This window comes from Amycolatopsis umgeniensis (genome assembly GCF_014205155.1).
GTDB lineage: Bacteria > Actinomycetota > Actinomycetes > Mycobacteriales > Pseudonocardiaceae > Amycolatopsis > Amycolatopsis umgeniensis.
Genome location: NZ_JACHMX010000001.1, coordinates 2,913,874 through 2,937,174, shown reverse-complemented (window position 1 = coordinate 2,937,174; position 23,301 = coordinate 2,913,874). Strand labels below are relative to the sequence as shown.

The following is a 23,301-nucleotide window of genomic DNA, read 5'->3' as shown; positions in this document are numbered from 1 at the left end:
TTCAGTCGCCTCTCTGCCCGAACAGCGCGCCCAGTGTGCGGACGAGCGGGGACTTCCCGGTGAGCCGCAGGCCTTCCCAGACGGTGACCTGGTTGGCGGTCAGCACCGGCTTGCGGAGCCTGATCTCGAGCGTGTTGATCTCGCCGAGGGTCCGCATGGCGGTGTCGGGGACGAGCAGCGCGTCGGCGGCCGGGTGGTCGTGGCTCACCGCGAGTTCGACGACGGCTTCCGGGCTGAGTTCGCCGACCTCGGCGGCGGTGTCGATGTCCGCGCTGCCCATCGAGACCACTTCGATCCCGCCGGCGCCGAGGAACTCGACGAACAGCCGGGCGACGTCGTCGGGGTAGCTGGCGGCGACCGCGACCCGCCGGATGCCGAGGGCGTGGGCGGCGTGGACGAAGGCGAAGGAGGTGCTCGACGCCGGGACGCCGGCAACGGCGGACAGCCGGTCGGCCTGGTCGCGGGCGCCTTCCCAGCCGTAGACGAAGCTGCCGCTGGTGCACGCCCACACCACCGCGTCCGGTTCGTGTTTGGCCAGCAGCGCGGCACCGTCGGCGAGACGGCTTTCACTGCCGAGGTCCAGGAGCTCCGGCACGGCGTGCAGGTCGGTCCCGTAGATGTGCTCGACCGGCAGCTTGATCCCGGCCATGTCCCCGCCGAGAAGCTGCTCCGCGAGCGGATAGTCGTCTTCGGCCGCGTGATCGGGGTAGATGAACCCGATCGTGGTCGTCTCGGACGGCGGCTCAGGTGGGGTGAGCGGCGAGATGGACACGGGACCTCCGGAGGCAGATTGTCGACAATCGTAGGGGAAGAGGTCAATCGACCTCGCGGAGCCACTTGCCGGGACCGACGATCGGCAGGTTCATCCGCCGGAGGCACGCCCACATCGTGAGCTGGTTCGCGGTGAGGACGGGTTTGCCGAGGGCGCTTTCGAGCGGCTCGATCAGATCGTAGGTGGGGAGGTTCGTGCAGCTGACGAAGATGGCCTCCGCGTCGGCGTGGTCGGCGGCGAGGATGCGTTCGGCGATGGTCCGGTAGCTCACCTTCCAGATGCCGCCGCCCAGGCCGAGGTGGTCGCTCGAGACGGTGTCCACGCTGAGCTCGTCCAGGAAGTCGTGCAGCTTCCCGGTCAGGTCGCCGTCGTAGGGCGTCAGTACCGAGACCCGGTGGAGGTCGAGCTGGTGCAGGACCTCGGCCAGCGCCCCGGAGGTGGTGACGGCGTCCGGAGCGCCCGCGTCGCAGATGGCCTTGGTCAAGGAGCGTTCGTAGTCCACACCGTTGACGAAACTGCCGGAGGTGCACAGATAGGCGACGACTTCGGGCTCCACGTGGAGCACGTCTCTCGTGGCGGCGGCGAGATGCCTGCTGTCGCTGACGAGCTGGGCCATCTCCATGCTGACGGGCACGGGTTCGTAGGGCGTCCGTGCCAGATGGAGGGACACCTCCATGGGCACCCAGCGCCACAGCTCACGTTCCAGGGCGAGGTCGAAGGGAGCGATCACGCCGATGCCGCGCTGCGCCAACGGGCCTTCGAACTCCAATAAGTCGAAATCCAAGTTTCAGCCTCCGGAGAACTTCTGCTGCCACAGGTCCGGTGCTCCGGGGGTCGTTCCTCGGATTGTTGACAATCATACGAGCCACTTTTACGGTGTCAACGTGAAAGCCTCGGAGACCCCAGTGCTGGCGGTGCTCTGCGGAGACGCTCGCCCACCGGACATGCGCGCTATCGAAGCCGACGTGGTGGTTCGTTACACCGGCGAGGCCGGACTGGCCGATGCGTTGTCCGGAGCCGACGCGCTCTTCGTCTATGACTTCCTCTCGACCGCCGTACCTGGCGCCTGGCACGCGGCCGACAGGCTGCGCTGGCTGCACATCGCCAGCGCGGGCGTCGATCCGGTGCTCTTCCCGAGGCTGCGGGAAAGCGACGTCGTGCTCACCAACTCGCGTGGGGTGTTCGACGGGGCGATAGCCGAGTACGTCCTCGGGGTCGTCCTCGCGTTCGCCAAGGATTTTGTCCGTTCGTGGGACCTGCAGCGGCAGGGGCGGTGGAAGCACCGTGAGAGCGAACGGATCGCCGGACGCCGGGTCCTGGTGGTCGGTACCGGGCCGATCGGCCGGTCGATCGCGCGGTTGCTCCGGGCGGCCGGGATGTCGGTGGCAGGCGTCGGACGCCGTCCGCGTGAGGACGATCCCGACTTCGGGGACGTGTACTCCTCTTCGGACTTGGCCCGTCATCTGCCCGACGCGGACTACGTCGTCGCGGTCGCGCCGCTGACCGAGCGGACAAAGGGCATGTTCGACGCGGAGGCCTTTGCGGCGATGAAGCCCGGCGCGCGGTTCGTCAACGTCGGCAGGGGCGAGCTCGTCGTCACGTCCGACCTGGTCGGCGCGCTGCGGGACGGTCGGCTCGGCGGTGCCGCGCTCGACGTCTTCGACACCGAGCCGCTGCCCTCGGACAGTCCTTTGTGGACCATGGAAAACGTGCAGATATCGCCGCATATGTCGGGCGACTTCGTCGGCTGGCGGAACACTCTGGTAGAGGTGTTCGCGGACAACTTCCGTCGCTGGCGCGCGGGGGAGCCGCTGCGCAATGTCGTGGACAAGCAGCTCGGATACGTGCCGTCGGAGACGCTTCGCCAAGGGTTAGGGGCCGGATGAACGACACCAAGTCGACCGCGAGTGAGCTCGTCGCCGCTTATGCCACGGGGGAGCTGTCACCGGTCGAGGCCACCCAGAACGCGTTGCGGGTCATCGAAGAACGGGACGGTGAGACCAACGCCTACTGCCTGGTCGACGCCGATGGCGCGCTCGAACAGGCGAAGGCGTCCGAGATCCGCTGGCGGGACGGGAACCCGATCGGGTGGCTCGACGGTGTCCCGGCCTCGATCAAGGACATGTTCCTGACGCAGGGCTGGCCGACGCTGCGCGGTTCGCGGTGCATCGACCCCGACCAGCCGTGGGACGTCGACAGCCCGGTCACCGCGCGACTGCGCGAGAACGGCTTGGTGCTGCTGGGAAAGACCACGACGCCGGAACTCGCGTGGAAGGGCGTCACCGACAACACGCTGACCGGGATCACCCGCAACCCGCACGACCTGTCGACGACGGCGGGCGGGTCCAGCGGGGGGAGCGCCGCGGCGGTCGCGGCCGGGATGGGCGAACTCTCCGTCGGCACCGACGGCGGCGGCTCGATCCGGATTCCGGCTTCGTTCTGCGGAATCGTCGGCCTCAAACCGACACACGGTCGGATCCCGCTGTTCCCGGCGAGCCCGTTCGGGCCGCTGTCGCACGCCGGTCCGATGGCGCGTTCGGTGGACGACACCGCGTTGCTCCTCGACGTCCTCGCGATGCCCGACTACCGCGACCCGGCCGCGCTCGCCCCGCCCGTCTCGACCTTCCGTGAAGCGGTACGCCGGGATGTGCGAGGGCTGAACGCCGCCTTCTCGCCGACCCTCGGCTATGTCGACGTCGACCCGGAGGTCGCGGCGATCGTCAAGGCCGCGGTCGAGTCGCTGGGCGACGCGGGCCTGCACATCGAAGAGGCCGATCCCGGCTTCACCGACCCCAAAGACGCTTTCGACATCCTGTGGTCGACGGGTGCGGCCAAGTGGCTGGACACCTTCCCCACCGGTTCGGATGCGATGGTCGACCCGGGGCTGCGGAAGGTGTGGGAGTTCGGCAAGACCTTCTCGGCGAGCGACTACCTCGGCGCCAACGCCGAGCGGGCCGCGCTGGGCATCCTGATGGGCGAGTTCCACACGCGGTACGACGTGCTCATCACGCCGACCCTCCCGATCGCCGCCTTCGAGGCCGGGCACGAGGTGCCGCCGGGCAGCGGGCTGAGCGGCTGGCCGGACTGGACGCCGTTCACCTACCCGTTCAACATGACCCAGCAGCCCGCCATCAGCGTTCCGGCGGGCCGCACCTCCGGTGGGCTCCCGGTCGGCCTGCAGATCATCGGCCCTCGGCACTCCGACGACCTGGTGCTCGCGGTCGCGAAACTCCTCGAAGAGGTCCGTCCCTGGCCGTGACCTGCGGAAAGAGAGCAAGGGACCTTTGCTATCGCCGGTGAGGTCAGGGTTGCGCGGCGTGGGTCTTCCGCACCAGGCCGCGCACCTGGCCGCTGCACAGCGCGAGACCGGTGGCGGCCACGACCAGCGCGGCGCAAGCGAGCAGCGTCGTGCTGACCCCGAAGTGCTGCGCGGCAGGCCCCGCCGCCATCTGACCGAGCGGCAGGGCGATGAAGGAACCGAGCATGTCGTAGGAGTAGACGCGCGCGAGTTTCTCCTCGGGCACGTTCTCCTGCAGCGAGACGTCCCAGGCCACCACGAACTGCTCGATCGCCATGCCAGAGACGAACATGGCCGCCAGCAGCAGCGGCAGCCAGGGCGCTTGGCCGAGGAGGATCAACGGCGGCGCTTCGAAAAGGATCACCGCGACGCCGACGAACAGCGCGCGCCGCGGCTGCCATCGGGCCACGAGGATCCCGCCGACGAGCGAGCCGATCGTCTGCGCCGCGAGGGCGAATCCCCAGCCGGTGCGGCCGAAGGAGCTGTCGGCGACGACAGGACCGAGCACGCCGATCCCGCCGGCGATGACGGCGTTCACCACCATGAACTGCACGACCACGACCCACACCCAGGTCCGCGACCGGAACTCGCGCCAGCCCTCGGCGAGTTCCGCCAGCGGGCGGCTGCCGGGAATTCGTTCCCGGCGGTTGAGCCGGATGCGCCGGTAGGACAGGGCGGAGCCCAGGAACAGCAGCGCGTTGCCGCCGAGTGCCCAGCCCGGGCCGACCGCGGTGACCAGAACGCCGCCGAGTCCGGCGCCGGCGATCCGGCCGGAGTTCGAGAGCAGCCTGCCCAGCGCGTTGGCCTGCGCCAGCAGGGTCGCGGGAACCGTCAACGGGGTGAGCGACGCCGAGGCGGGCGCGGAGATCGCCGCCACCGCGCCGTTGACCACACTCAGTCCGACCAGCAGCGGGATCGACGCGAATCCACAAAGGACGCTCGCGGCGATGGTCGCCTGGGTCAGCGTGGCGGCGAGTTCGGTGCCCTGCAGGATCACCGATCGGGGCAACCGGTCCGCCAGTACCCCGCCGAACAGCAGCAACACGACGCTCGCCACCGAACGGGCGCCCACGACGATGCCGATGTCGACGGCCGAACCGGTCAGGTCGATCACCGCGAACGCCAGCGCGAGCGGGGCGACGGCGTTACCGAACTCCCCGAACGTGCGGCCGCCGATCAGCCATCGGAAGTTGTGGTGGCGTAAGGGCTCACGCAGTGATGTCACGATCGCGTCATTTCGAACAGCGAAACCGTCGCGCTGACCGGGATCGTGCCCCGGGTGCGGGGCGGCCGTGCGGCCGCATGCAGAAGCTCGCTCAGTTCGCGAGCGTGTTCGAGCGCCTTTTCCCAGTTCTCGCGGTCGACCCAGATCTCCGCGTCGGTCGCCGAACCCTGTTGACCGAGGAATTCGCCGCGCCGCTTGAGTTCTTCGGCCATCGCCGCGATGAGGAGCTGTTCCTCCTGCGGATTCGTCGACGCGAACCGGCCACCGGACTCCGGATCGTGCCGGTAGCGTTTCGCCAGTCCGCCCCGGATCCGGACCTCCTCGGCGACGTCGAGCAGTCCGGCCTCGTGCAGCCGCCGCAGGTGATAGCTGATATTCGCTTGGGTCTCACCGAGTTCACGCGCGGCTTCGGCCGCACTCATCGCGACACCGGTCAAAAGCGACAGAATGCGCAGCCGCACGGGATGGGCGAGGACGCGCAACCCGTCGAGACTGGGGGACTCGGACATGAGGCCGAGTATCGACTGCCGGGACGCCAACCGTCAAACAGTTATTTGGGGGTTTCGTTGGCCGGGAGATCCGGTGCAATGATCCGATGTCTGTGTTCTGCTGGAGGTATGCGCACGACGACATTGGGCAGGAGCGGTCTCGAGGTGTCGAGGATCGCCTTCGGCACCTGGCAACTCGGCGGGGACTGGGGTTCGTTCGACGAGGACGCGGCGATCGCCGCGATCCACCACGCCCGCGAACTCGGGGTCAACTTCTTCGACACCGCTCAGGCCTACGGGTTCGGGAAATCCGAGGCGATGCTCGGAAAGGCGTTGCGCGACGAACTCAAGCGCGACCGCGAGAACCTCGTCATCGCCACGAAGGGTGGCATCAAGCCACGTTCCGAACGTCCGCGCGACTCCCGGCGCGAGTGGTTGACGCAGGGCATCGAGGACAGCCTCCGCTTCCTCGACGTGGATCACATCGACCTCTACCAGATCCACTGGCCCGATTCCGACGCTCCGGCCGAGGAGACCGCGGGGATCCTGCAGGAGTTCGTCGACGCCGGGAAGATCCGACATATCGGAGTCTCGAACTACGACGCCGCCGAACTGGAGGGTTTCGACAGGACCCGTCCAGTCGAAACCCTTCAACCGCCGTATCACCTGTTCCGCCGCGACATCGAGGCCGATCCTCTGCCGTATGCAAGGAAAAACGACGTCGGCGTGCTCGTATACAGCCCGCTGGGCAGCGGCCTGCTGACCGGTTCCTTCACACCGGAGACGACGTTCGAGAAGACCGACTGGCGTTCGCGGTCGTCCGCGTTCACCGGAGAGACCTTCCGCCGCAACCTCGCCATCGTCGACAGGCTCAAGGAATTCGCCGCGGGCAAAGGGATCTCGGTCAGTCAGCTCGCGATCGCGTGGACGCTGGCCCAGCCGGGCGTGCACGTCGCGATCGTGGGCGCGCGCAAGGCGGCCAACATCGAAGCCAGTCTCGCCTCGGCCGATGTCGACCTGACAGCGGACGATCTCGCGGAGATCGACAGCCTCACCGCCGACGCCGTTCCCGTCGTGGGCGCGAGCCCCGAAGGTGTCGCCTAGAGCTTGAATTCGGTTCCGTCCAAGGGAAGCGAGGCGCCGCCGTCCACTACGGCGGCGTGCTCCGGCGAGGACGGGTCGATCACCGGGTTCGTATTGTTCAGATGTGTGTACGCCCACCGCGGGCCGGGCCGGAGCTTCGCGAGACTGCCGGTGATCGGCAGATGCCCCATCGCCAGCTGGGCACCGTCGCCGACCGCGGCCGCCGTGGCGCCCGACATCTCGTCCGGCGCGTAGAAAGTCCCGTCCAGTAAAACCAGGCCGGCGTCGCGAGTGAAGGAGTCGAACCCGGCCGGCCAGCTCTTCAGGCAAGGCGCGTACACGAGGACACCGCCGGTCTCGACGTCTTCGATCCGGTATGCCACCACCCACGGGCCGTCCTCAGTGGACGAACGAGCGTACTTGGGACGCTTGTCGCTCACGGGAAGCACGCTCACCCGAAGCCCGTCGATCGCGATGTCCGACGACGGTAGCCAGTCCCAGCCGCCGTAACCGTCGATGATGGACCGTGCGGGGAACTGCTCCGACAGCGCGCCGAGAACGGCCTCTGGCGCCCACACCGGGAGTCCGCCTGCTTCCCGCAGGAGAAGCAGGCCGAGTGAATGATCGAGCTCGGCATCGGTGAGCAGCACTCCGCGCAGCGGGATCTCCCTGGGCCCAGGCCCGGCACGGAGCGCCGGCGTGGCGAGGATCTGCGCGCGGATGTCCGGTGACGCGTTGAGCAGGTACCAGCCCTTGCCGTCCGCGCTGACCGCGACACAGTCCTGCGTCCGCGGCGGCGCGTCCGAAGTGCACAGTGCGCAGGCGCAGTTCCATTGCGGGAAGCCGCCGCCCGCCGCGGTGCCGAGCAGGATCACCCTCATCGCGGGCCCCGCATCACGAGTTCGTCCGTTTTCGACGGTGTGGCGAGGATGAGATCGACGACGTCGCGATTCGGGGAACGCGAGCACACGGGATCCGTCGCCGCCGCGTCGCCGGTGAGCTGGAAAGCCTGGCACCGGCAGCCGCCGAAGTCGATCGAACGCCTTTCGCAGGTGCCGCAGGTGTCCGGCATCCAGGCCTCACCGCGATAGGCGTTGAAGGAGCTGGATTCGTACCAGATCCACGCCAGCGGCTTGTTTCTCACGTTGTCGAATTCGAGCGTCTCGATGGCTGTCGACGCGGGGCACGGCAGCACGTTCCCGTTGGGCGCCACCGTCAATTGCCGCGCGCCCCAGCCGTACATGCACGGCTTCGGGTACTGCTCGTAGTAGTCGGCGACGACGTAGATGATCTCCATGCGGCCGCGGAGCCGCTCGGTGGCCGCGCGCACGATCGGCTCGGCCTCGTCGAGTTGCCGCCTGGTCGGCATCAGGGCGTCGCGGTTCCGCAAAGCCCAGCCGTAGTACTGCGTGTTGGCCAGTTCCAGCCGATCCGCGCCCATTTTCTCGGCCAGGTCGATGATCCCGGCGAGCTGGTCGTGGTTCTGCCGGTGCAGGACGACGTTCACCGAGAGCGGCAACCCTGCCTTCTTGATCAATTCGGCGACGACCAGTTTTCGATCGTGGGCCCGGGCGCCCGCGAGCCTGTCCGCGCGTTCGGCCGTCGCACCTTGGACGGACAGCTGGATATGCGCGATTCCTCGTTCGACGAGATCGTCCAATCTGGACTCCGTCAGTCCGAGCCCGGACGTCACCAGGTTGACGTAGCACCCCAGTTTCGTGGCGTGCTCGACCAGGATGGGCAGATCCGGCCGGGCGAGCGGTTCGCCGCCGGACATGTGCACCTGGAGGACGCCCAGCTCCCGTGCTTGCGAGAGCACGGAAATCCATTCCTCTGTGGACATCTCGCCGTCGCGGGCGATCATTTCGACCGGATTCGAGCAGTACGGGCAGTGCAGCGGGCAGCGATGGGTGAGCTCGGCCAGCATTCCCAGCGGTGGCGCCGCGGTGGAAGTGTTCAGGTCCATTCGACGATCCGCCGATCTCCCAGCCGGGAAAGTACGTCCAGGATGTCTTGCTCGCGGACGCCGGCATAGCGCTCGCGCAGCGCGGCCGCGATCGTGGTGACATCCGCCGCGCCGTCACACAGTCCGAGTACGGCGGCGGCGGTCGGATTCGGGACGAGCACGCCTTCGGGGAACAGCAGGACGTGCGTTTCCCTGGTCTGGTCATAACTCAGCCGGACTCCGCGCCGCAGCCGCGGCACGGAGTCCATCTCGAGGGTGGTCATCGCTACTCCTTGGCCGCGGCGCGCTCGATGGCGTCGAGCATGGACCAGAGCACGTCGGTTTTGAACGACAGCGCGGCGATCGCCTTTTCCTGCTGTTCGCGGGTGACGGCGTGCCGCACGACGATGTCGAGCGTTCCTTTGCCCTCACCGGAGACCTTGTCGATGCGATTGGTGAAATAGGCGAGGTCTTCCCGCGCGATCCACGAATAGTTCGCCAGCATGTCGGCGACGCGTCGCTGCATCAGATGGCCCGCGAACATTTCGGTCAGCCCCGAAGCGACAGCCTCGAGCCACGGCTTCGTGCGGGCGAAAGTCACATAGGCGTCGACGGCGAATCGTACGCCGGGCGCGACGTGCCGCTGATCGAGAACCTCTTCGCGATCGAGCCCGACGGCGGTGCACAAACGGAGCCACCGCTCGATTCCGCCGTCCCCGGCTTTCGTCCCGTCGTGATAGACGATCCGGTCGAGCCATTCCCGGCGGATCTCGGGCACCGGACAGTTGCTGATGATCGCCGCGTCCTTCTGCGGGAGCACGCACTGGTAGTACCAGCGGTTCGCGGCCCAGATCTTCAGTTCTTCCTCGGACAGTTCGCCGCCGTGCATCCGCTGATGGAACGGGTGAGTACCCCAATAGCGGTGGGAAAGTCCACGCAGGGCCGCGATGAATTCCGGCGGCGACATCGGCGCGGCGGAAAGGTGAAGAGACACGGTGCTGCTCCAACGGCTCGCTGATCGGGACGGCGGCGCGGTGGTGGGGGACGGCCCCCACCACCGGGTGGGAAATCAGTCCTCCATGCGGGCCGCGTAAGCGGTGACCTCCATGGGGGTTTCGTACTCGACGAAGTCGGGTGTGGTCCATACCTCGATGGCTTCGATCATTTCCTGCTCCTCGGATCGCTGACATTCTCCCCGGAACGTCCACATGGGAACGAACCGGGCCGAGCCCCGTCACCCTAGAAGCGGGCCGCCGATTCTGACCAGACGTAAGGTCCAAGTTCGAGGGGCGTTTTGTAAAGTTTCCTACCTATGGCCGATCGAGCTGCCGCGGTCGTCACGCTCGGCGCATATGACGGTTAACGGGAAGCGCTTTCGTTACCCCGTCCAGTGGTGTCCGTTTCGTCCTGTGGTGTGTTTGTATCCAACTCGACGGGTGACCCCCGACCACCCGCCTACCGCCGCCATCCGAGCTCCAGGGGTGTAGCTGAAGGAGGCGTCCCATGTCCTTACGTCGTACTCTCGCCGCCACGTTCGCCGCCGCGACGGCCGTGTCGATCGCGGCCGTTCCGGCGGCCGCCGCCGAAGCGCCGTCCGTCCAGGCGATCAGACAACTCGCGAGCGGCCTCAACCAGGCCTGGTCGATCGATTTCCTGCCCGACGGCACCGGCCTCTTCACACAGAAAGACGCCAAGACGATCAGCAAGATCGACAAGGCGGGCAAGGTCACCACGGTCCAGACCATCCCCGGGGTGAGCGTCACCGCGGAGGCAGGCCTGCTCGGCATCGCGGTCTCGCCGAAATACGCCACCGACGAGACGGTCTTCATCTACTACACGACCAGTTCCGACAACCGGATCGCCAAGCTGAAACTGGGCCAGACACCGACGCCGATCGTCACCGGCATCCCGCGTGGCGCGAATTTCCACCACGGCGGGCGGATCCGGTTCGGGCCGGACGGCTACCTCTACGCGGGCACCGGCGACGGCCAGAACGGCGCCAACGCGCAGAACAAGAACTCCCTCGGCGGCAAGGTCCTGCGCGTCACCACCGACGGCGCGGCCGCGCCCGGCAACCCGTTCAACAGCCGCGTCTACTCCTACGGCCACCGCAACGTCCAGGGCCTGACCTGGGCGAACGGGCAGCTGTACGTCTCCGACATCGGCGCGAACAAGCTCGACGAGCTGAACAAGATCGACCCTGGCAAGAACTACGGCTGGCCGACCTGCGAAGGCCCGTGCAACACGGCGGGGATGACCAACCCGGTCAAGGCCTGGCCGACGTCTTCGGCGACGCCGAGCGGGCTGGCGGCCTACAAGGGCTCGCTGTACATGGCGTCGCTCAAGGGCGGCACGTACAAGCTCGACGTGAACGGCAACGGCGGCAAGCTCTGGACCAACCTCGGGCGCACCCGTGACGCCACCGCCGGCCCCGACGGGCAGCTCTACACGATCACTCCGGGCGCCATCTACGTCTCCGACGGCAGCTGACCGGCGCGTTTAGTCCTCTGGATGCGGTTTTCACCGCATCCAGAGGGTCAGCCGCGCCCAACAGACACCGCGTGCTCCAGTTCGGCGAGCGCGGTGTCCAGGTGGGTCAGGATGCGCTGCAGATGCGGGACGCTGCGACGGCAGCCGGTGACGCCGAAGTCGAGATTGTCCCCGTTGCTGGTCAACGTGATGTTCAGCGCCTGCCCGTCGAGAAGCACCGACGCGGGGTAGATGCCGTCGAGCGACGCGCCGTTCCAGTACATCTGCTTGCGCGGCCCCGGCACGTTGGAGATCACCAGGTTGAACGGTGGTTTCGTGTTGTTCACGATGCCGGGGATCGGCGACACGCCGAGCTGGGCGACGTTGATCCCGGACAGCAGCAGCGTCTGCAGCGGGGTCAGCTCCGAGAACAGCTTCTTCCCGTTGCGCATGGACGCGTTGATCGTCGCGAGCCGCGCGGCCGGATCGGTCAGGTGGGTGGCGAGGTTGCACAGCAGCGCGCCGATGTTGTTCCCCGCCGCGTCCCCACTGTCCTTGCGTCGCAGGGAAACCGGGACCATCGCGGTGAGCGGCGCGTCGGGAAGGGCGTTCTGCTCCATCAGGTAGTCCCGCAGCGCGCCCGAGCACATCGCGAGGACGACGTCGTTGCGCGACACCCCGGCGGCGGTGGCGACCTTGCGCACGCGGTCCAGCGACCACGACTGCGCGGCGAACCGTCGTGCCCCGCCGATCGGGACGTTCAGCATCGTCTTCGGCGCCTGCGCCGGCAGCGTGAGCCTGTGCTCCTGGAACGCCTCCCGCGCCACCTTCATCGCGGCGGGCGCGATACCGGCGAGCTGGTTGAACGTCTTCCCCATGGTGGTGAGCACCGAGGGTGACGCCTTGCCGTTGCGGCCGCCGTCCGGTTTGGGCCTGCGGCCCCACGGCGGCGGGCAGTCGAGGTCGGCCGGGTCGTCCGACAGCGTGCCCTGCAGATGACGCAGCGCCGAAACGCCGTCCATCAGCGCGTGGTGGATCTTGCTGTAGATCGCGAACCGGCCGTCCTGCAGGCCCTCGACCAGGTGGATCTCCCACAGCGGCCGGTGCCTGTCGAGCAGGGTGCTGTGCCAGCGGCCGGTCAGTTCCAGCAGCTCGCGGATCCGGCCGGGCTGCGGCAGCGCCGAATGCCGGAAGTGGTAATCGAGTTCGAGGTCGTTGTCGGTCGCCCAGGCGACGTGACCCGCGGTGTTGACCGGCCGGGCCGGACGGCGGCGGAACACGTCGCGCATGTTGTCGGAATCGAGCAGTTTCCGCCGGATGTCGCGCATGTACTCCGGCCCGGCGTCCTCGGGTTTCTTGAACAGCTGGAGTCCGCCGACGTGCATCGGATGTTCGCGCGTTTCCACGAGAAGGAACATCGAATCGGTCACGGGCATGAACGGCATCGTCGGGACCACCTTCCGCGCGGCGGCGTGCGAGCACGCCGGGTGCCAGAGTCTACGCACACCGAAACCACCTTCTCACGCTTTAGGGTGGCTCACATGACGATCCCGACCGATCCGAAGACGGGTGAGTTCCGTCGGTCCGCCAACCATTTCGACGCGCGCGTCACCGCCGACGGCCGTGACGGCTGGCCGGTGGAGGCGGGGAGATACCGGCTGGTGGTCAGCCGGGCCTGTCCCTGGGCGAGCCGGGGGCTGGTCGTCCGGCGGCTGCTCGGCCTCGAGTCCGCGCTGAGCGTGGCCGTCACCGACCCGATCCAGGACGACAAGAGCTGGCGGTTCACCCTCGATCCCGATGACCGGGACCCGGTGCTGGGCATCAAATACCTGGCCGAGGCCTATCACTCGGCCGATCCGCACTACATGGGCGGGATCAGCGTTCCGGCCATTGTGGACATTCCGAGCAAGCGGCTGGTGAGCAACGACTATCCGCAGATCACGCTCGATCTGTCCACCGAATGGACCAGTCTCCACCGGCCCGGCGCGCCCGACCTCTATCCGGAACGGCTGCGCGACGAGATCGACGATGTCAACGTCGGTGTCTTCGCCGACGTCAACGCCGCTGTCTACCAGGCCGGTTTCGCGACCAAACAGCGTGCGTACGAGGACGCGTACACCCGGCTCTTCGCCATGCTGGACGCGCTTTCCGAGCGGCTCGAAACCCAGCGTTACCTCGTCGGTGACACGATCACCGAAGCGGACATCCGGTTGTTCACCACGCTCGTCCGCTTCGATCCGGTCTATCACGGGCATTTCAAGTGCAACCGGAACAAGCTGACCGAACTGCCGGTGCTGTGGGCCTACGCCCGCGACCTCTTCCAAACGTCGGGTTTCGGTGACACCGTCGATTTCGACCACATCAAGCGGCACTACTACGCGGTGCACGAGCAGGTGAACCCGACTCGGATCGTCCCAGTGGGACCGGACCTGTCCGGCTGGACGACCCCGCATCACCGGGAGCAGCTGGGCGGACGCCCATTCGGCGACGGCACGCCGCCGGGACCGCCGCCCGAGGACGAACGGATCGAGGCCACGGATGGAGCCACTTCCTGAACGCACCGACGTCGTCGTGATCGGCGGCGGCATCATCGGGGTCAGCTGCGCGTACCGGCTAGCCGCCGCCGGCGCCTCGGTGCTGCTCCTCGAACGTGACAGCCTGGGCGCGGGCTCGACGGCGAAGGCGGCAGGCGGGATCCGGTCGTCGTTCACCACGCGCGTCAACATCGAGATCGGGCTGCGGGGGCTGGCCGAGTACGCCTCGTTCGCCGAAACGTACGGCACCGAGATCGACTTCCGCCGCGACGGCTACCTCTACTTGATCACCGACTCCGCCGATCTGCCCGAGTTCGAACGCTGCGCCGAACTCCAGAACTCCTACGGCGTCCGAAGCCGTCTCGTCGAACCGGCCGAGGCGCGACGGTTCTCCCCGCTGATCGACACCGAAGGCGTGGTCGCGGCGCTGTGGTCGCCGGACGACGCCAAGGCCACCCCGGACTCCGCGGTCCAGGGGTACGCGAGGGCGGCCCGCGGGCACGGAGCGGTGCTGAGGACCGGTGTCGAGGTCGTCGGGATCGAGCGTGACGGCGACGAGATCACCGGCGTCCGGACCGGCGACGGTTTCATCCGGACGAACGCGGTGGTCTGCGCTGCGGGCGCTTGGTCGGGCGAGATCGGCGAGTTCGCCGGGGTCGAGCTCCCGGTACGGCCGTTCCGGCGGCAGGTCGTGTTCACCGGACCGGTCACGGGCCTGCCCGAATCCGTGCCGCTGACCATCGAGATGCCGTCGGCCTTCTACTTCCACCGCGAGGGTCTCGGCCTGGCGATGTCCTTCTGCGACGGTGACGGCGACCCCGGCTTCGACACCCGCTACCAGCCGGGTGACTGGCTGCCGAAACTCGCCGAGATCGCCGCTCGGCGGGTGCCCGCGGTGCTCGAAGCGGGGATCCGCAGCGGCTGGGCCGGGTTGTACGAGGTCACCCCCGACCGCAACCAGATCGTGGGGGAAAGCGTCCAGGTGTCACGGTTCTTCTACGCGACCGGATTCTCGGGACACGGGTTCCAGATGGGTCCGGCCGTGGGGGAGCTCGTGCGGGACCTCTACCTGGGACGGGTCCCGGCCATCGACATCACCGAGCTCGACGTCCGCCGGTTCGCCGGTGACGGGGCCGTGAAGAGGGAGCACAACATTGTCTGACGGGTTCATCGAGGTCACCACCGAGGCGGAGCTGCGCGAGATCCTGCCGCCGCCACTGGAGCGGACGGCGAACAAGGCGCGGCCCTCGCTCCACGAGATGGACCGGCGATGGCTGGCGGAGTCGCCGTTCGTGCTGATCGCGACGTCGGCGGCGGACGGCACCTGCGACGTCTCGCCGAAGGGCGACCCCGCCGGGTTCACGCTGGTACTGGACGACAAGCGGATCGCGATCCCGGAGCGCCCCGGCAACCGACGCGCGGACGGGTTCCGCAACGTGCTGTCGAATCCGCACGTCGGGCTGATCTACCTGATCCCGGGCCGCGGTGACACGCTGCGGATCAACGGCCGCGCGCGGCTGGTGCGGGAGGCGCCGTTCTTCGACGACATGATCGTGAAGGGCAACCGGCCGGACCTCGCGCTGGTGATCGACATCGACGAGATCTTCCACCACTGCCAGAAGGCGTTCATGCGGTCGAAGCTGTGGTCGCCCGAGAGCTGGACGCCCGGCGCGATGCCGTCGAGGGCGGTCATCTCCAAGACCTTCGAGCGGCCGGAGGACAGCATCGCCGACCTCGAGGCGTACTACGAGCCGGATAGGTACGCGGCAGGGCTTTATCGGTAGGTGCGGCGGGTGCTGGGGTTCGTGAGTGGCGTTTCGGGTTAGAGCCGTAGGTGTCTTGGTTACCTACTGGATTGGGGTCGCGGTTGGTCACGGGTCCGCCGCGTGTCGTCCGTCTGGACACGGGAGTCCGCGTCCGTGGTGTCCCGAAGGCCCCCTTTGGGACGGTGAACGTCTCAAAGGGGGCCTTCAGGACACCACGACAAACCCCTCGCAACCCTCGTGAGCGGTGATTCGAGTCAGAGCCAACCGTGTCTTATGTACCTACTGGGATTCCGGCACGGTTTTGATCCCGGCCCAAGTCCGTGAAGGCCTCCTTGAGGGACCCTGGGTCTCTCAAGGAGGCCTTCACGGACTTGCGGATCGCCCCACGCGCACCAGCAGTCACAGCGGCCGCGCGTGAAGGCCACGGACCCGGAACCGAGCAGCACGTCGGCTCGTGAGTGGCGATTCGGGTTAGGGCTAACCGTGTCTTGGGCACCTACGGTCCGGCGGTTTCGCGTAATCGGTGGGACGACACACGTGACCGAGTGGACGACACGCGTGATTGGACGGACGACACGCGGTGGACTCGGCCGTCGCCGATGTCGTCCGTCCAGTCACGCGTGTCGTCCGTCTGATCACACGCGTCGTCCACTCGGTCACGCGAAAGCACCGCTCGGCCCGCGTGGGTCGTGAGTGGTAAGTCGGGTTAGAACCCGAAACGCCACTCACGACCCCCTTGACGTCAGGATGGTTGCTGGATCGTTGAACGATCTGGCACTATCGGCGAGGTGCCTGCACCCACCGGAGCCCAGCATCTCGTCGACGCGCTGACCGCTCTGGGGACCGAAGTCGTCTTCGGTCTCCCCGGGGTGCACAACCTGCCGTTATGGGAGGCGCTGGCCGATACGGACATCCGGCTCATCGGGGTCCGGCACGAGCAGACGGCCGGGTACGCGGCCGACGGTTACGCCCGCGCGACGGGCAAGCTCGGTGTCGCGCTGGTGACCACGGGGCCCGGCGCGGCGAACACGCTCGCCGCCGTCGGCGAGGCCATGGCGTCGGCCGCGCCGATGCTGGTCATCGCGACCGACATCCCGTCGACGCTGCGGCGTCCCGGTGTGGTCCGCGGCGTGCTGCACGAGACGTCGGATCAGCAGGCGATGTTCGCGCCGGTCACCAAGGCCGGGTTCACCGTGCCGAGCGCGGACCAGGTCGCCGCCACCCTTCACCGCGCGGCCCGGCTCGCGCTCCAGCCGCAGAGCGGGCCGGTTTACGTCGGTATCCCCACCGACTTCCTGTCTGAGCGGACGCCTGCCCGTCGCCCGCCGAGGTCGCACGCCCGGCCGTCCGAGATCCCGGATCTCGCCGAGGCCGAGGAACTGCTGGCCACCGCCGATCGCCCGCTGATCTGGGCCGGAGGCGGCGCGCTGCGTGCCGGGGCGGGTGAGGCGATCGGCAAACTCGCCGAACGGCTGGCCGCGCCGGTGCTCACCACGTTCGGCGCTCGCGGCCTCCTGCCGGTCGATCATCCCTGTCTCGCCCCGAACCCGGTGCACGCGCCCGAGGTCGGCGCGTTGTGGGACGAGGCCGATGTCGTCCTCGCCATCGGCACCGACTTCGACGGGCTGATGACGCAGAACTGGCTGATGCCGCAGCCGAAGAAGCTCATCGCGATCAACGTCGACCCGGACGACGCGGCCAAGAACTACCCGCCGGACATCACGCTGGTCGGTGATGCCCGCGTGCTCACCGAGGCCCTGAAAGTCGAGGAACGGGCGGGTATCGCGGCGCTCGTCGGCAGGCTCGCCAAGGTCTCCGCCCGGGTCCGGCAGCGGATCAAGGAAGAGGAGCCGCAGGCCGCCGATCTGCTGTCCACTTTGGACGAAGTGCTGCCGCAGGACGCCGTCGTGGTCGCGGACATGTGCGTCGCCGGGTACTGGATCGGCGGGTTCCACCGCGTCCGCGCCCCGCGCAAGCTCGCGTATCCGATGGGCTGGGGCACACTCGGCTACGGTTTCCCCGCCGCGCTCGGCGCCGGTGCCGCGGGCGCCGGCCGTGCGATCTGCGTCAGCGGTGACGGCGGTTTCCTGTTCGGCTGCGGCGATCTCGCCACGCTGGCACAGGAACAGCTGCCGGTCACGGTGATCATCGTCGACGACGGCGGTTACGGGATGCTTCGCTACGACCAGGATCGTGCCGGGCTGCCGCGCCGGGGTGTCGACTGGGACAGTCCCGATTTCGTGGGTCTCGCCCGGTCCTTCGGGGTGCACGCGGACCGCGTGTCGGGGTTCGGGCGCGCGTTCCGCCGGTTGCTCGGTGAGTTCGTCGAGTCCGACGAGCCGAACGTGCTGGTGGTCCGCGCGAAGATGGCGCCGCCGCTCAACACCTCGCCGCGCTGGTATCGCAAGGGTTCTTCGTGACCGGGCTTCGCGTCGGCGTGGACATCGGCGGGACCTTCACCGATCTCTGCGTGCTCGACGAAACCGGGATCGTCGCCGTCGGCAAGGTGCTGACGACACACGACGAGCCCGCTCGCGCCGTTGAGGAAGGTCTAAAGAGGACACTCGCCGAAGCCGGACTGGACGCGGCCGACGTCGAGCAGTTCGTGCACGGCACCACACTGGTCACGAACGCGCTGATCGAACGCAAGGGATCGCGGACCGCCCTGCTGGCGACAGCCGGTTTCCGTGACGTGCTGGAGATGCGGCGCGAACATCGGTACGAACTGTACGACCTGCTCATCGAGTTGCCGACGCCGCTTGTCCCGCGCCATCTGCGGTTCGACGTCCCCGAGCGGATCCTCGCCGACGGCTCCGTCCACACAGGACTGGACGAGGAGTACGTCGCTCGTCTCGGCCGCGAGCTCGACGCTCGTGGGATCGACGCGGTGGCGATCTGTTTCCTGCACGCCTTCACGAATCCCGCGCACGAACGGCGCGCCGCCGAGGTGCTCCAGGATGTCGCGCCGAGGCTGCGGATCGCGTTGTCCAGCGAGGTCGTCCCGGAGATCCGCGAGTTCGAACGCGCGTCCACCACGGTCGCAAACGTCTATGTGCAGGACCTCACCGAACGCTACCTGCGCGATCTGGAACGGCGCCTGCACGCGGCAGGGGTGCGCCCGTCGCCGCACATCATGCTGTCCAACGGCGGGATCGCGACCGTCGACACGGCCGCGCGCTACCCGATCCGCATCCTCGAATCCGGTCCGGCGGGCGGGGCACTGGCCGCGTCCGCGATCGGTTCCGCGACCGGTGTCGAGGATTTGCTGGCCTTCGACATGGGCGGCACGACGGCGAAACTGTGCATGATCTCCGGTGGTACGCCGCTGGTGACGCACGAGTTCGAGGTCGACCGGAAGTACCGGCTGCTGCCGGGGTCGGGGCTGCCGGTCAAGGTGCCCGTCACCGACATGATCGAGATCGGCGTCGGCGGCGGCTCGATAGCCCGTATCGACGCGCTCGGCCTGCTCACCGTCGGCCCGGATTCGGCGGGGTCCGAGCCCGGCCCGGTCTGCTACGGACGAGGTGGCACCGAGCCCACCGTGACCGACGCCGACCTCGTGCTCGGCTATCTGGATCCCGGATATTTCCTCGGTGGCGGAATGACTTTGGACGCCGAGGGCGCACGCGAGGCGATTCGCGCGAAGATCGCCGGGCCGCTCGGGGTCAGCGTCGAAGAGGCCGCTTGGGGTATTCACACGAGCGTCAACGAGGACATGGCCAACGCCGCGCGTGTCCACGCCGTCGAGCGCGGCAAGGATCCGGCGAAGTTGCCGATGTTCACTTTCGGCGGCGCCGGACCGGTGCACGGTGTCGGCGTGGCGCGGGCGCTCGGCGCACCCGAAGTGGTCGCCCCGCCGGCAGCCGGCGTGCTGAGCGCGGCGGGATTCCTCACCGCGCCACTGGCCTTCGACTTCGTGCGCTCGGAGCGTTCGGCGATACTCGATCTCTCTGGGGAACAGGTCGACGCGCTGTTCGCCGAGATGGAGGCCGAGGGCGGGGAGCTGCTGGAGAAGTCCGGTGTGGACGGTGCGGAGGTGACGCACCGGCGGATCGCCGAGATGCGGTATTCCGGGCAGGGCTACGAAATCCGCGTACCGGTCGAGCGGGGGAACTGGCCGGAGTCGCTGGTCGCCGCTTTCACCGAGACCTATCGGACGCTGTACCGGCGGACCGGGCCGGACGTCGCGATCGAGGTGCTCAACTGGCGGGTCGTTTCCCGTGGCCCGGTGCCCGAAGTCACTCTGAAACTCGCGGACGCGGTGGCCGAAGGCGACGCGCGCAAGGGGAGTCGTCCGGCGTACTTCCCCGCCGACGGTGGCTTTGTCGACACGGCGGTGTTCGACCGGTACCGACTGAAGCCGGGTGATCGCGTCGAAGGCCCGGCCATCGTGGAAGAACGCGAGTCCACCGTGGTCGTTCCTCCGGGCGCTCACTGCGTGGTCGGCGAGGATGCCAGCCTGGTGGTGACGGTATGAGTGTCGACCCGATCCTCGTGGGAGTGCTGGGAAACCGGCTGCATTCGATCCTCGCGGAGCAGCAGAACGCGCTCGTCAACACGGCGTTCTCTTCCGTGGTGCGGGAATCGCTCGATCTCGCCTGCGCGGTGTTCGACTCGCGCGGCGAGATGATCGGCCAGTCCGTCGGCGGGACTCCCGGCCACATCAACGCGATGGCGACCGGGATGCACCATTTCGTCGCCGCGTACCCGCCGGAGACCCTGGCACCGGGCGACGTCCTGCTCACCAACGATCCGTGGCAGACGGCGGGGCAGATCAACGACATCACCGTCGCCACGCCGGTGTTCCTGCGGGGACGGTTGGTCGCGTGGTTCGCTTCCTGTTGTCACGCACCGGACATCGGCGGGCGGCTGGTTTCGGCCGAGGCCAATGAGGTCTTCGAAGAGGGTTTGCGCCTGCCGATCATGAAGTTCCTCCGCGCGGGCGTGGTCAACGCGGATCTCGAATCGCTGATCCGCGCGAACGTCCGCACCCCGGAGGAGACCATCGGCGATCTGTACGCCCAGGTCACCGGGAACGAGGTCGGGGCCGCCAGTTTGGTGCGGCTGCTGGAGGAATTCGGCCTGGACACCCTCGACGACATCGCCGCGGAGATCATGAACCGGTCCGAGCGGGCGCTTCGGGACGCGCTGGCGAAACTGCCGGACGGCGCTTACACCAGCGAGCTGGTGACCGACGGGTTCGAAGACGAGGAGGTCGTCCTCAAGGTCACCGTGACGATCGACGGTGACGAGATCCACCTCGACTTCGACGGCTCGTCGCCGCAGAGCCGCCGCGGGATCAACGTCGTCCTCAACTACACCCGCGCGTACGCCTCATTCGCGGTCAAGGCGGCCATTTCCCCGGAAGTGCCGCACAACGCGGGTTCGTTCCGGCCGGTGCGCGTCACCGCTCCGGAGGGTTCGGTGCTGAACTGCACACCGCCCGCGCCGGTCGCGTCCCGGCATCTGATCGGGCACTTCCTGCCTTCGCTGCTGATCACCGCGCTGCACGAAGTGATACCCGGCACTGCCTTGGCGCACAGCGCGGACGCGTTGTGGATGACGATCTGGCGTGGTATCGACGCCGAGGGCCGCGAGTTCATGCTCAACGTCTTCCAAACCGGCGGGATCGGCGCACGGTCCACAAAGGACGGACTCAATACGACCGGATTCCCGAGCGGGCTGCGGTCCACGCCGACGGAGGTCATCGAGACGATGGCCCCGCTGATCCAGCGTGAACGTGTGCTGCGCACGGATTCCGGAGGCGCGGGACGGTGGCGCGGCGGCCTCGGCCAGTGCACCACGATGGCTGCCCGTGGCGAGATCTCGTGGAGTGTCAACGGGAACGTCGACCGGGTGCGCCGACCGGCGTCCGGTGTGGACTCAGGGCAGGACGGAGCCGTCGGCCGGTTCGAGCTGACGCGAGGTCCCCTGCCGTCGAAGACCCGGGTGAACCTGAGCCCGTACGACGTGGTGAACGTGTTCCTGCCGGGCGGCGGTGGTTACGGCGACCCGTTCGAGCGGGATCCGGAAGCCGTGCTCGCCGACGTCGTCGACAGGTACATCTCGCCGAGCGCGGCGCGCGAGCTGTACGGCGTCGAAGTCACCTATCACGGAGATCCCGAGGCGCTCGTGCGCCTTCCGGAGGACTACACGGCTGTTTCGTCGAGAGGGAGGACATGAGCATGGGTCGGCTGGCAGACAAGGTCGCGGTGGTCTTCGGGGGCGCGAGGGGTATCGGTCTCGCCACCGTGAAGGAGTTCGTCGCCGAGGGCGCGACCGTGTTCTCCAGCGACATCCGCGAACCCGCCGAGTCCGTCGAAGGCGTCACACACTCCCTTGTGGACGCCACCGACGAGGGTCAGGTCGACGGGTTCGTCCGCGGCGTGCTGGCCGAAACCGGCCGGATTGACGTGCTGTTCAACAACGTCGGCATCCACCTCGGCAAGCCATTGTCGGACACCACGCTGGCGGAATTCGACAACATCTTCGCGCTGAACGTGCGGGCGGCCTTCCTCGGCATCCGGGCGGTGCTGCCGCATATGCTCGCGCGGAAGGCGGGCAGCATCGTCACGACGTCGTCCAACGGCGGCGTGATGGGCCGCCCCGGCGACCCCGTGTACAACGCGACGAAGCACGCGCTGGTCGGCATGACGAAGTCGATCGCCGTCGCGCACGCGCACCAGGGGATCCGCGCGAACACGGTCAACCCGGGCGCGATCGACACCGACATGCTGCGCGGCACGCTCGCGTCACCGGAAGAATTCGAGGCCAAGCAACACCAGTTGACCGCGAGCACACCCGCCGGGCGGGTCGGCGAGGCGTGGGAGGTCGCGAAGGCCGTCGTCTTCCTGGCCAGCGACGAATCGCGGTTCGTCAACGGGGTCGCGCTCCCGATCGACGGCGCCAAAGCCGCCGGTGCCATGCCGGGGAATCGGTACAGTCTCGACTTCGAACTCGGCGTCAGGTAACGCTGTGTCCACTGTGGATGCCGAGGAGACGCTTGCCCGCGACAGACCACTGCTCGAACGGAGCGGGACAGCGGAACGGGTCGCCGAGATCCTGCGCCAGCGCATCACCGAAGGCGTCTTCCCACCTGGGTCGAGGCTTTCCGAACCGTCGATCAGCGCCGCGCTGGGCGTTTCGCGCAACACCTTGCGGGAGTCGTTCCAGCTGCTGGCGCACGAACGGCTCGCGGTACACGAACTCAACCGAGGCGTGTTCGTACGGGAGCTGACGGCGCAGGACATCTCGGATCTCTACGTCATGCGGCGGGTCACCGAATGCGGTGCGCTGCGGCGCGCGTCCGAACTGTCCACTGTGGATCTTTCTGCTGTCGCCCGAGCGGTGCGGGAGGGGCGTGCCGCGGCCGACGAAGGCGACTGGCAGGCCGTCGGGACCGCGAGTATCGCGTTCCATCAGGCGCTCGGCGATCTGGCGGACAGCGAGCGGGTCAGCACGACGATGCGCCAGGTGCTGGCGGAGACACGGCTCTTCTTCGTGCTGGCGGAGAACACGCGCGCGTTCTTCGAGCCGTTCCTGGAGCGGCATGAGCGGATCCTGCGGGATCTGGAGCGAGGGCGGTTCGGGCCCGCGGAGACGGCGCTGGAGAAGTACCTGCGGGATGCGGAAAAGCAGCTTCTGGCCGCTTACGATCGCCGCGGCTCGTGAGTGGTGAGGGTGTCTACGGCGTCTGCCGGATGTGGCTGGCGGTGGATCGC

The 23,301-nt window shown here is 68.0% G+C and carries 22 protein-coding genes; 12 read left to right on the top strand and 10 right to left on the bottom strand.

The window, feature by feature from the left end; all coding sequences use genetic code 11:
- Position 1: 1 nt before the first annotated feature.
- Both HDA45_RS13405 and HDA45_RS13400 read right to left on the bottom strand, forming a co-directional pair.
- The gene (locus HDA45_RS13405) at positions 2-772 is read right to left on the bottom strand and encodes an aspartate racemase/maleate isomerase family protein (RefSeq protein ID WP_184895168.1); all 771 of its coding nucleotides are present in this window, start codon (positions 770-772) and stop codon (positions 2-4) included.
- A 43-nt stretch (positions 773-815) separates the two neighbouring features.
- Entirely contained in the window at positions 816-1,556 is a 741-nt protein-coding gene (locus tag HDA45_RS13400; protein ID WP_184895166.1) for a maleate cis-trans isomerase family protein, read from the bottom strand.
- Positions 1,557-1,656: 100 nt separating this feature from the next.
- Between HDA45_RS13400 and HDA45_RS13395 the strand changes: the two genes are divergently transcribed.
- On the top strand, positions 1,657-2,658 hold the full coding sequence (locus HDA45_RS13395; RefSeq protein WP_184895164.1) for an NAD(P)-dependent oxidoreductase: 1,002 nt from the start codon (positions 1,657-1,659) through the stop codon (positions 2,656-2,658).
- Entirely contained in the window at positions 2,655-4,031 is a 1,377-nt protein-coding gene (locus HDA45_RS13390) for an amidase (protein WP_184895162.1), read from the top strand. Before HDA45_RS13395 ends, HDA45_RS13390 begins: the two co-directional genes overlap by 4 nt.
- A 43-nt stretch (positions 4,032-4,074) precedes the next feature.
- Here HDA45_RS13390 and HDA45_RS13385 read toward each other — a convergent pair whose 3' ends face one another.
- Positions 4,075-5,295: an MFS transporter gene (locus tag HDA45_RS13385; protein ID WP_184895160.1), complete on the bottom strand. Its 1,221-nt coding sequence runs from the start codon at positions 5,293-5,295 to the stop codon at positions 4,075-4,077.
- Positions 5,292-5,804, bottom strand: a complete 513-nt coding sequence (locus tag HDA45_RS13380) for an ArsR/SmtB family transcription factor (RefSeq protein WP_184895158.1) — start codon at positions 5,802-5,804, stop codon at positions 5,292-5,294. Before HDA45_RS13380 ends, HDA45_RS13385 begins: the two co-directional genes overlap by 4 nt.
- Before the next feature lie 108 nt (positions 5,805-5,912).
- Here HDA45_RS13380 and HDA45_RS13375 point away from each other — a divergent pair, with 108 nt between their 5' ends.
- A complete protein-coding gene (locus HDA45_RS13375; protein ID WP_184895156.1) occupies positions 5,913-6,887 on the top strand; it encodes an aldo/keto reductase in 975 nt (324 codons plus the stop codon).
- Here HDA45_RS13375 and pqqB read toward each other — a convergent pair.
- From pqqB to pqqA, 5 genes are all read right to left on the bottom strand, one after another.
- Positions 6,884-7,747 carry a pyrroloquinoline quinone biosynthesis protein PqqB gene (pqqB, locus tag HDA45_RS13370; RefSeq protein ID WP_184895154.1) on the bottom strand — a complete coding sequence of 288 codons (864 nt, stop codon included), beginning with the start codon at positions 7,745-7,747 and terminating at the stop codon, positions 6,884-6,886. The genes HDA45_RS13375 and pqqB overlap by 4 nt on opposite strands.
- A complete protein-coding gene (gene pqqE, locus HDA45_RS13365; RefSeq protein WP_184895152.1) occupies positions 7,744-8,832 on the bottom strand; it encodes a pyrroloquinoline quinone biosynthesis protein PqqE in 1,089 nt (362 codons plus the stop codon). Before pqqE ends, pqqB begins: the two co-directional genes overlap by 4 nt.
- Complete coding sequence (pqqD, locus tag HDA45_RS13360; RefSeq protein WP_184895150.1) at positions 8,823-9,095, bottom strand: pyrroloquinoline quinone biosynthesis peptide chaperone PqqD; 273 nt, start codon at positions 9,093-9,095, stop codon at positions 8,823-8,825. The genes pqqE and pqqD overlap by 10 nt, the downstream gene beginning before the upstream one ends.
- A 2-nt stretch (positions 9,096-9,097) precedes the next feature.
- Complete coding sequence (pqqC, locus tag HDA45_RS13355) at positions 9,098-9,778, bottom strand: pyrroloquinoline-quinone synthase PqqC (RefSeq protein WP_184905593.1); 681 nt, start codon at positions 9,776-9,778, stop codon at positions 9,098-9,100.
- Positions 9,779-9,880: 102 nt separating this feature from the next.
- Positions 9,881-9,976, bottom strand: a complete 96-nt coding sequence (pqqA, locus tag HDA45_RS13350) for a pyrroloquinoline quinone precursor peptide PqqA (RefSeq protein ID WP_101613483.1) — start codon at positions 9,974-9,976, stop codon at positions 9,881-9,883.
- 338 nt (positions 9,977-10,314) lie between these two features.
- On the opposite strand from pqqA, the gene HDA45_RS13345 reads away from it, so the two are divergent.
- Positions 10,315-11,301: a PQQ-dependent sugar dehydrogenase gene (locus HDA45_RS13345; protein ID WP_184895148.1), complete on the top strand. Its 987-nt coding sequence runs from the start codon at positions 10,315-10,317 to the stop codon at positions 11,299-11,301.
- Between the two features lie 47 nt (positions 11,302-11,348).
- Here the strand turns inward: HDA45_RS13345 and HDA45_RS13340 are convergent, their stop codons facing one another.
- The gene (locus HDA45_RS13340) at positions 11,349-12,725 is read right to left on the bottom strand and encodes a WS/DGAT/MGAT family O-acyltransferase (protein ID WP_184905591.1); all 1,377 of its coding nucleotides are present in this window, start codon (positions 12,723-12,725) and stop codon (positions 11,349-11,351) included.
- Between the two features lie 96 nt (positions 12,726-12,821).
- Between HDA45_RS13340 and HDA45_RS13335 the strand changes: the two genes are divergently transcribed.
- The 8 genes from HDA45_RS13335 to HDA45_RS13300 all read left to right on the top strand — a co-directional run bounded on the left by HDA45_RS13335 (position 12,822) and on the right by HDA45_RS13300 (position 23,251).
- Positions 12,822-13,835 carry a glutathione S-transferase family protein gene (locus HDA45_RS13335; RefSeq protein WP_184895146.1) on the top strand — a complete coding sequence of 338 codons (1,014 nt, stop codon included), beginning with the start codon at positions 12,822-12,824 and terminating at the stop codon, positions 13,833-13,835.
- A complete protein-coding gene (locus tag HDA45_RS13330; RefSeq protein WP_184895144.1) occupies positions 13,819-14,976 on the top strand; it encodes an NAD(P)/FAD-dependent oxidoreductase in 1,158 nt (385 codons plus the stop codon). Before HDA45_RS13335 ends, HDA45_RS13330 begins: the two co-directional genes overlap by 17 nt.
- The gene (locus HDA45_RS13325; protein ID WP_184895142.1) at positions 14,969-15,598 is read left to right on the top strand and encodes a pyridoxamine 5'-phosphate oxidase family protein; all 630 of its coding nucleotides are present in this window, start codon (positions 14,969-14,971) and stop codon (positions 15,596-15,598) included. Before HDA45_RS13330 ends, HDA45_RS13325 begins: the two co-directional genes overlap by 8 nt.
- A 770-nt stretch (positions 15,599-16,368) precedes the next feature.
- Positions 16,369-18,000 carry a thiamine pyrophosphate-binding protein gene (locus HDA45_RS13320; RefSeq protein WP_184895140.1) on the top strand — a complete coding sequence of 544 codons (1,632 nt, stop codon included), beginning with the start codon at positions 16,369-16,371 and terminating at the stop codon, positions 17,998-18,000.
- Positions 17,997-20,057 carry a hydantoinase/oxoprolinase family protein gene (locus HDA45_RS13315; RefSeq protein WP_184895138.1) on the top strand — a complete coding sequence of 687 codons (2,061 nt, stop codon included), beginning with the start codon at positions 17,997-17,999 and terminating at the stop codon, positions 20,055-20,057. Before HDA45_RS13320 ends, HDA45_RS13315 begins: the two co-directional genes overlap by 4 nt.
- A complete protein-coding gene (locus tag HDA45_RS13310; RefSeq protein ID WP_184895135.1) occupies positions 20,054-21,763 on the top strand; it encodes a hydantoinase B/oxoprolinase family protein in 1,710 nt (569 codons plus the stop codon). The genes HDA45_RS13315 and HDA45_RS13310 overlap by 4 nt, the downstream gene beginning before the upstream one ends.
- 2 nt (positions 21,764-21,765) lie before the next feature.
- A complete protein-coding gene (locus tag HDA45_RS13305; protein WP_184895133.1) occupies positions 21,766-22,551 on the top strand; it encodes an SDR family NAD(P)-dependent oxidoreductase in 786 nt (261 codons plus the stop codon).
- A 4-nt stretch (positions 22,552-22,555) separates the two neighbouring features.
- On the top strand, positions 22,556-23,251 hold the full coding sequence (locus tag HDA45_RS13300) for an FCD domain-containing protein (RefSeq protein WP_184895131.1): 696 nt from the start codon (positions 22,556-22,558) through the stop codon (positions 23,249-23,251).
- Positions 23,252-23,301: the final 50 nt, after the last annotated feature.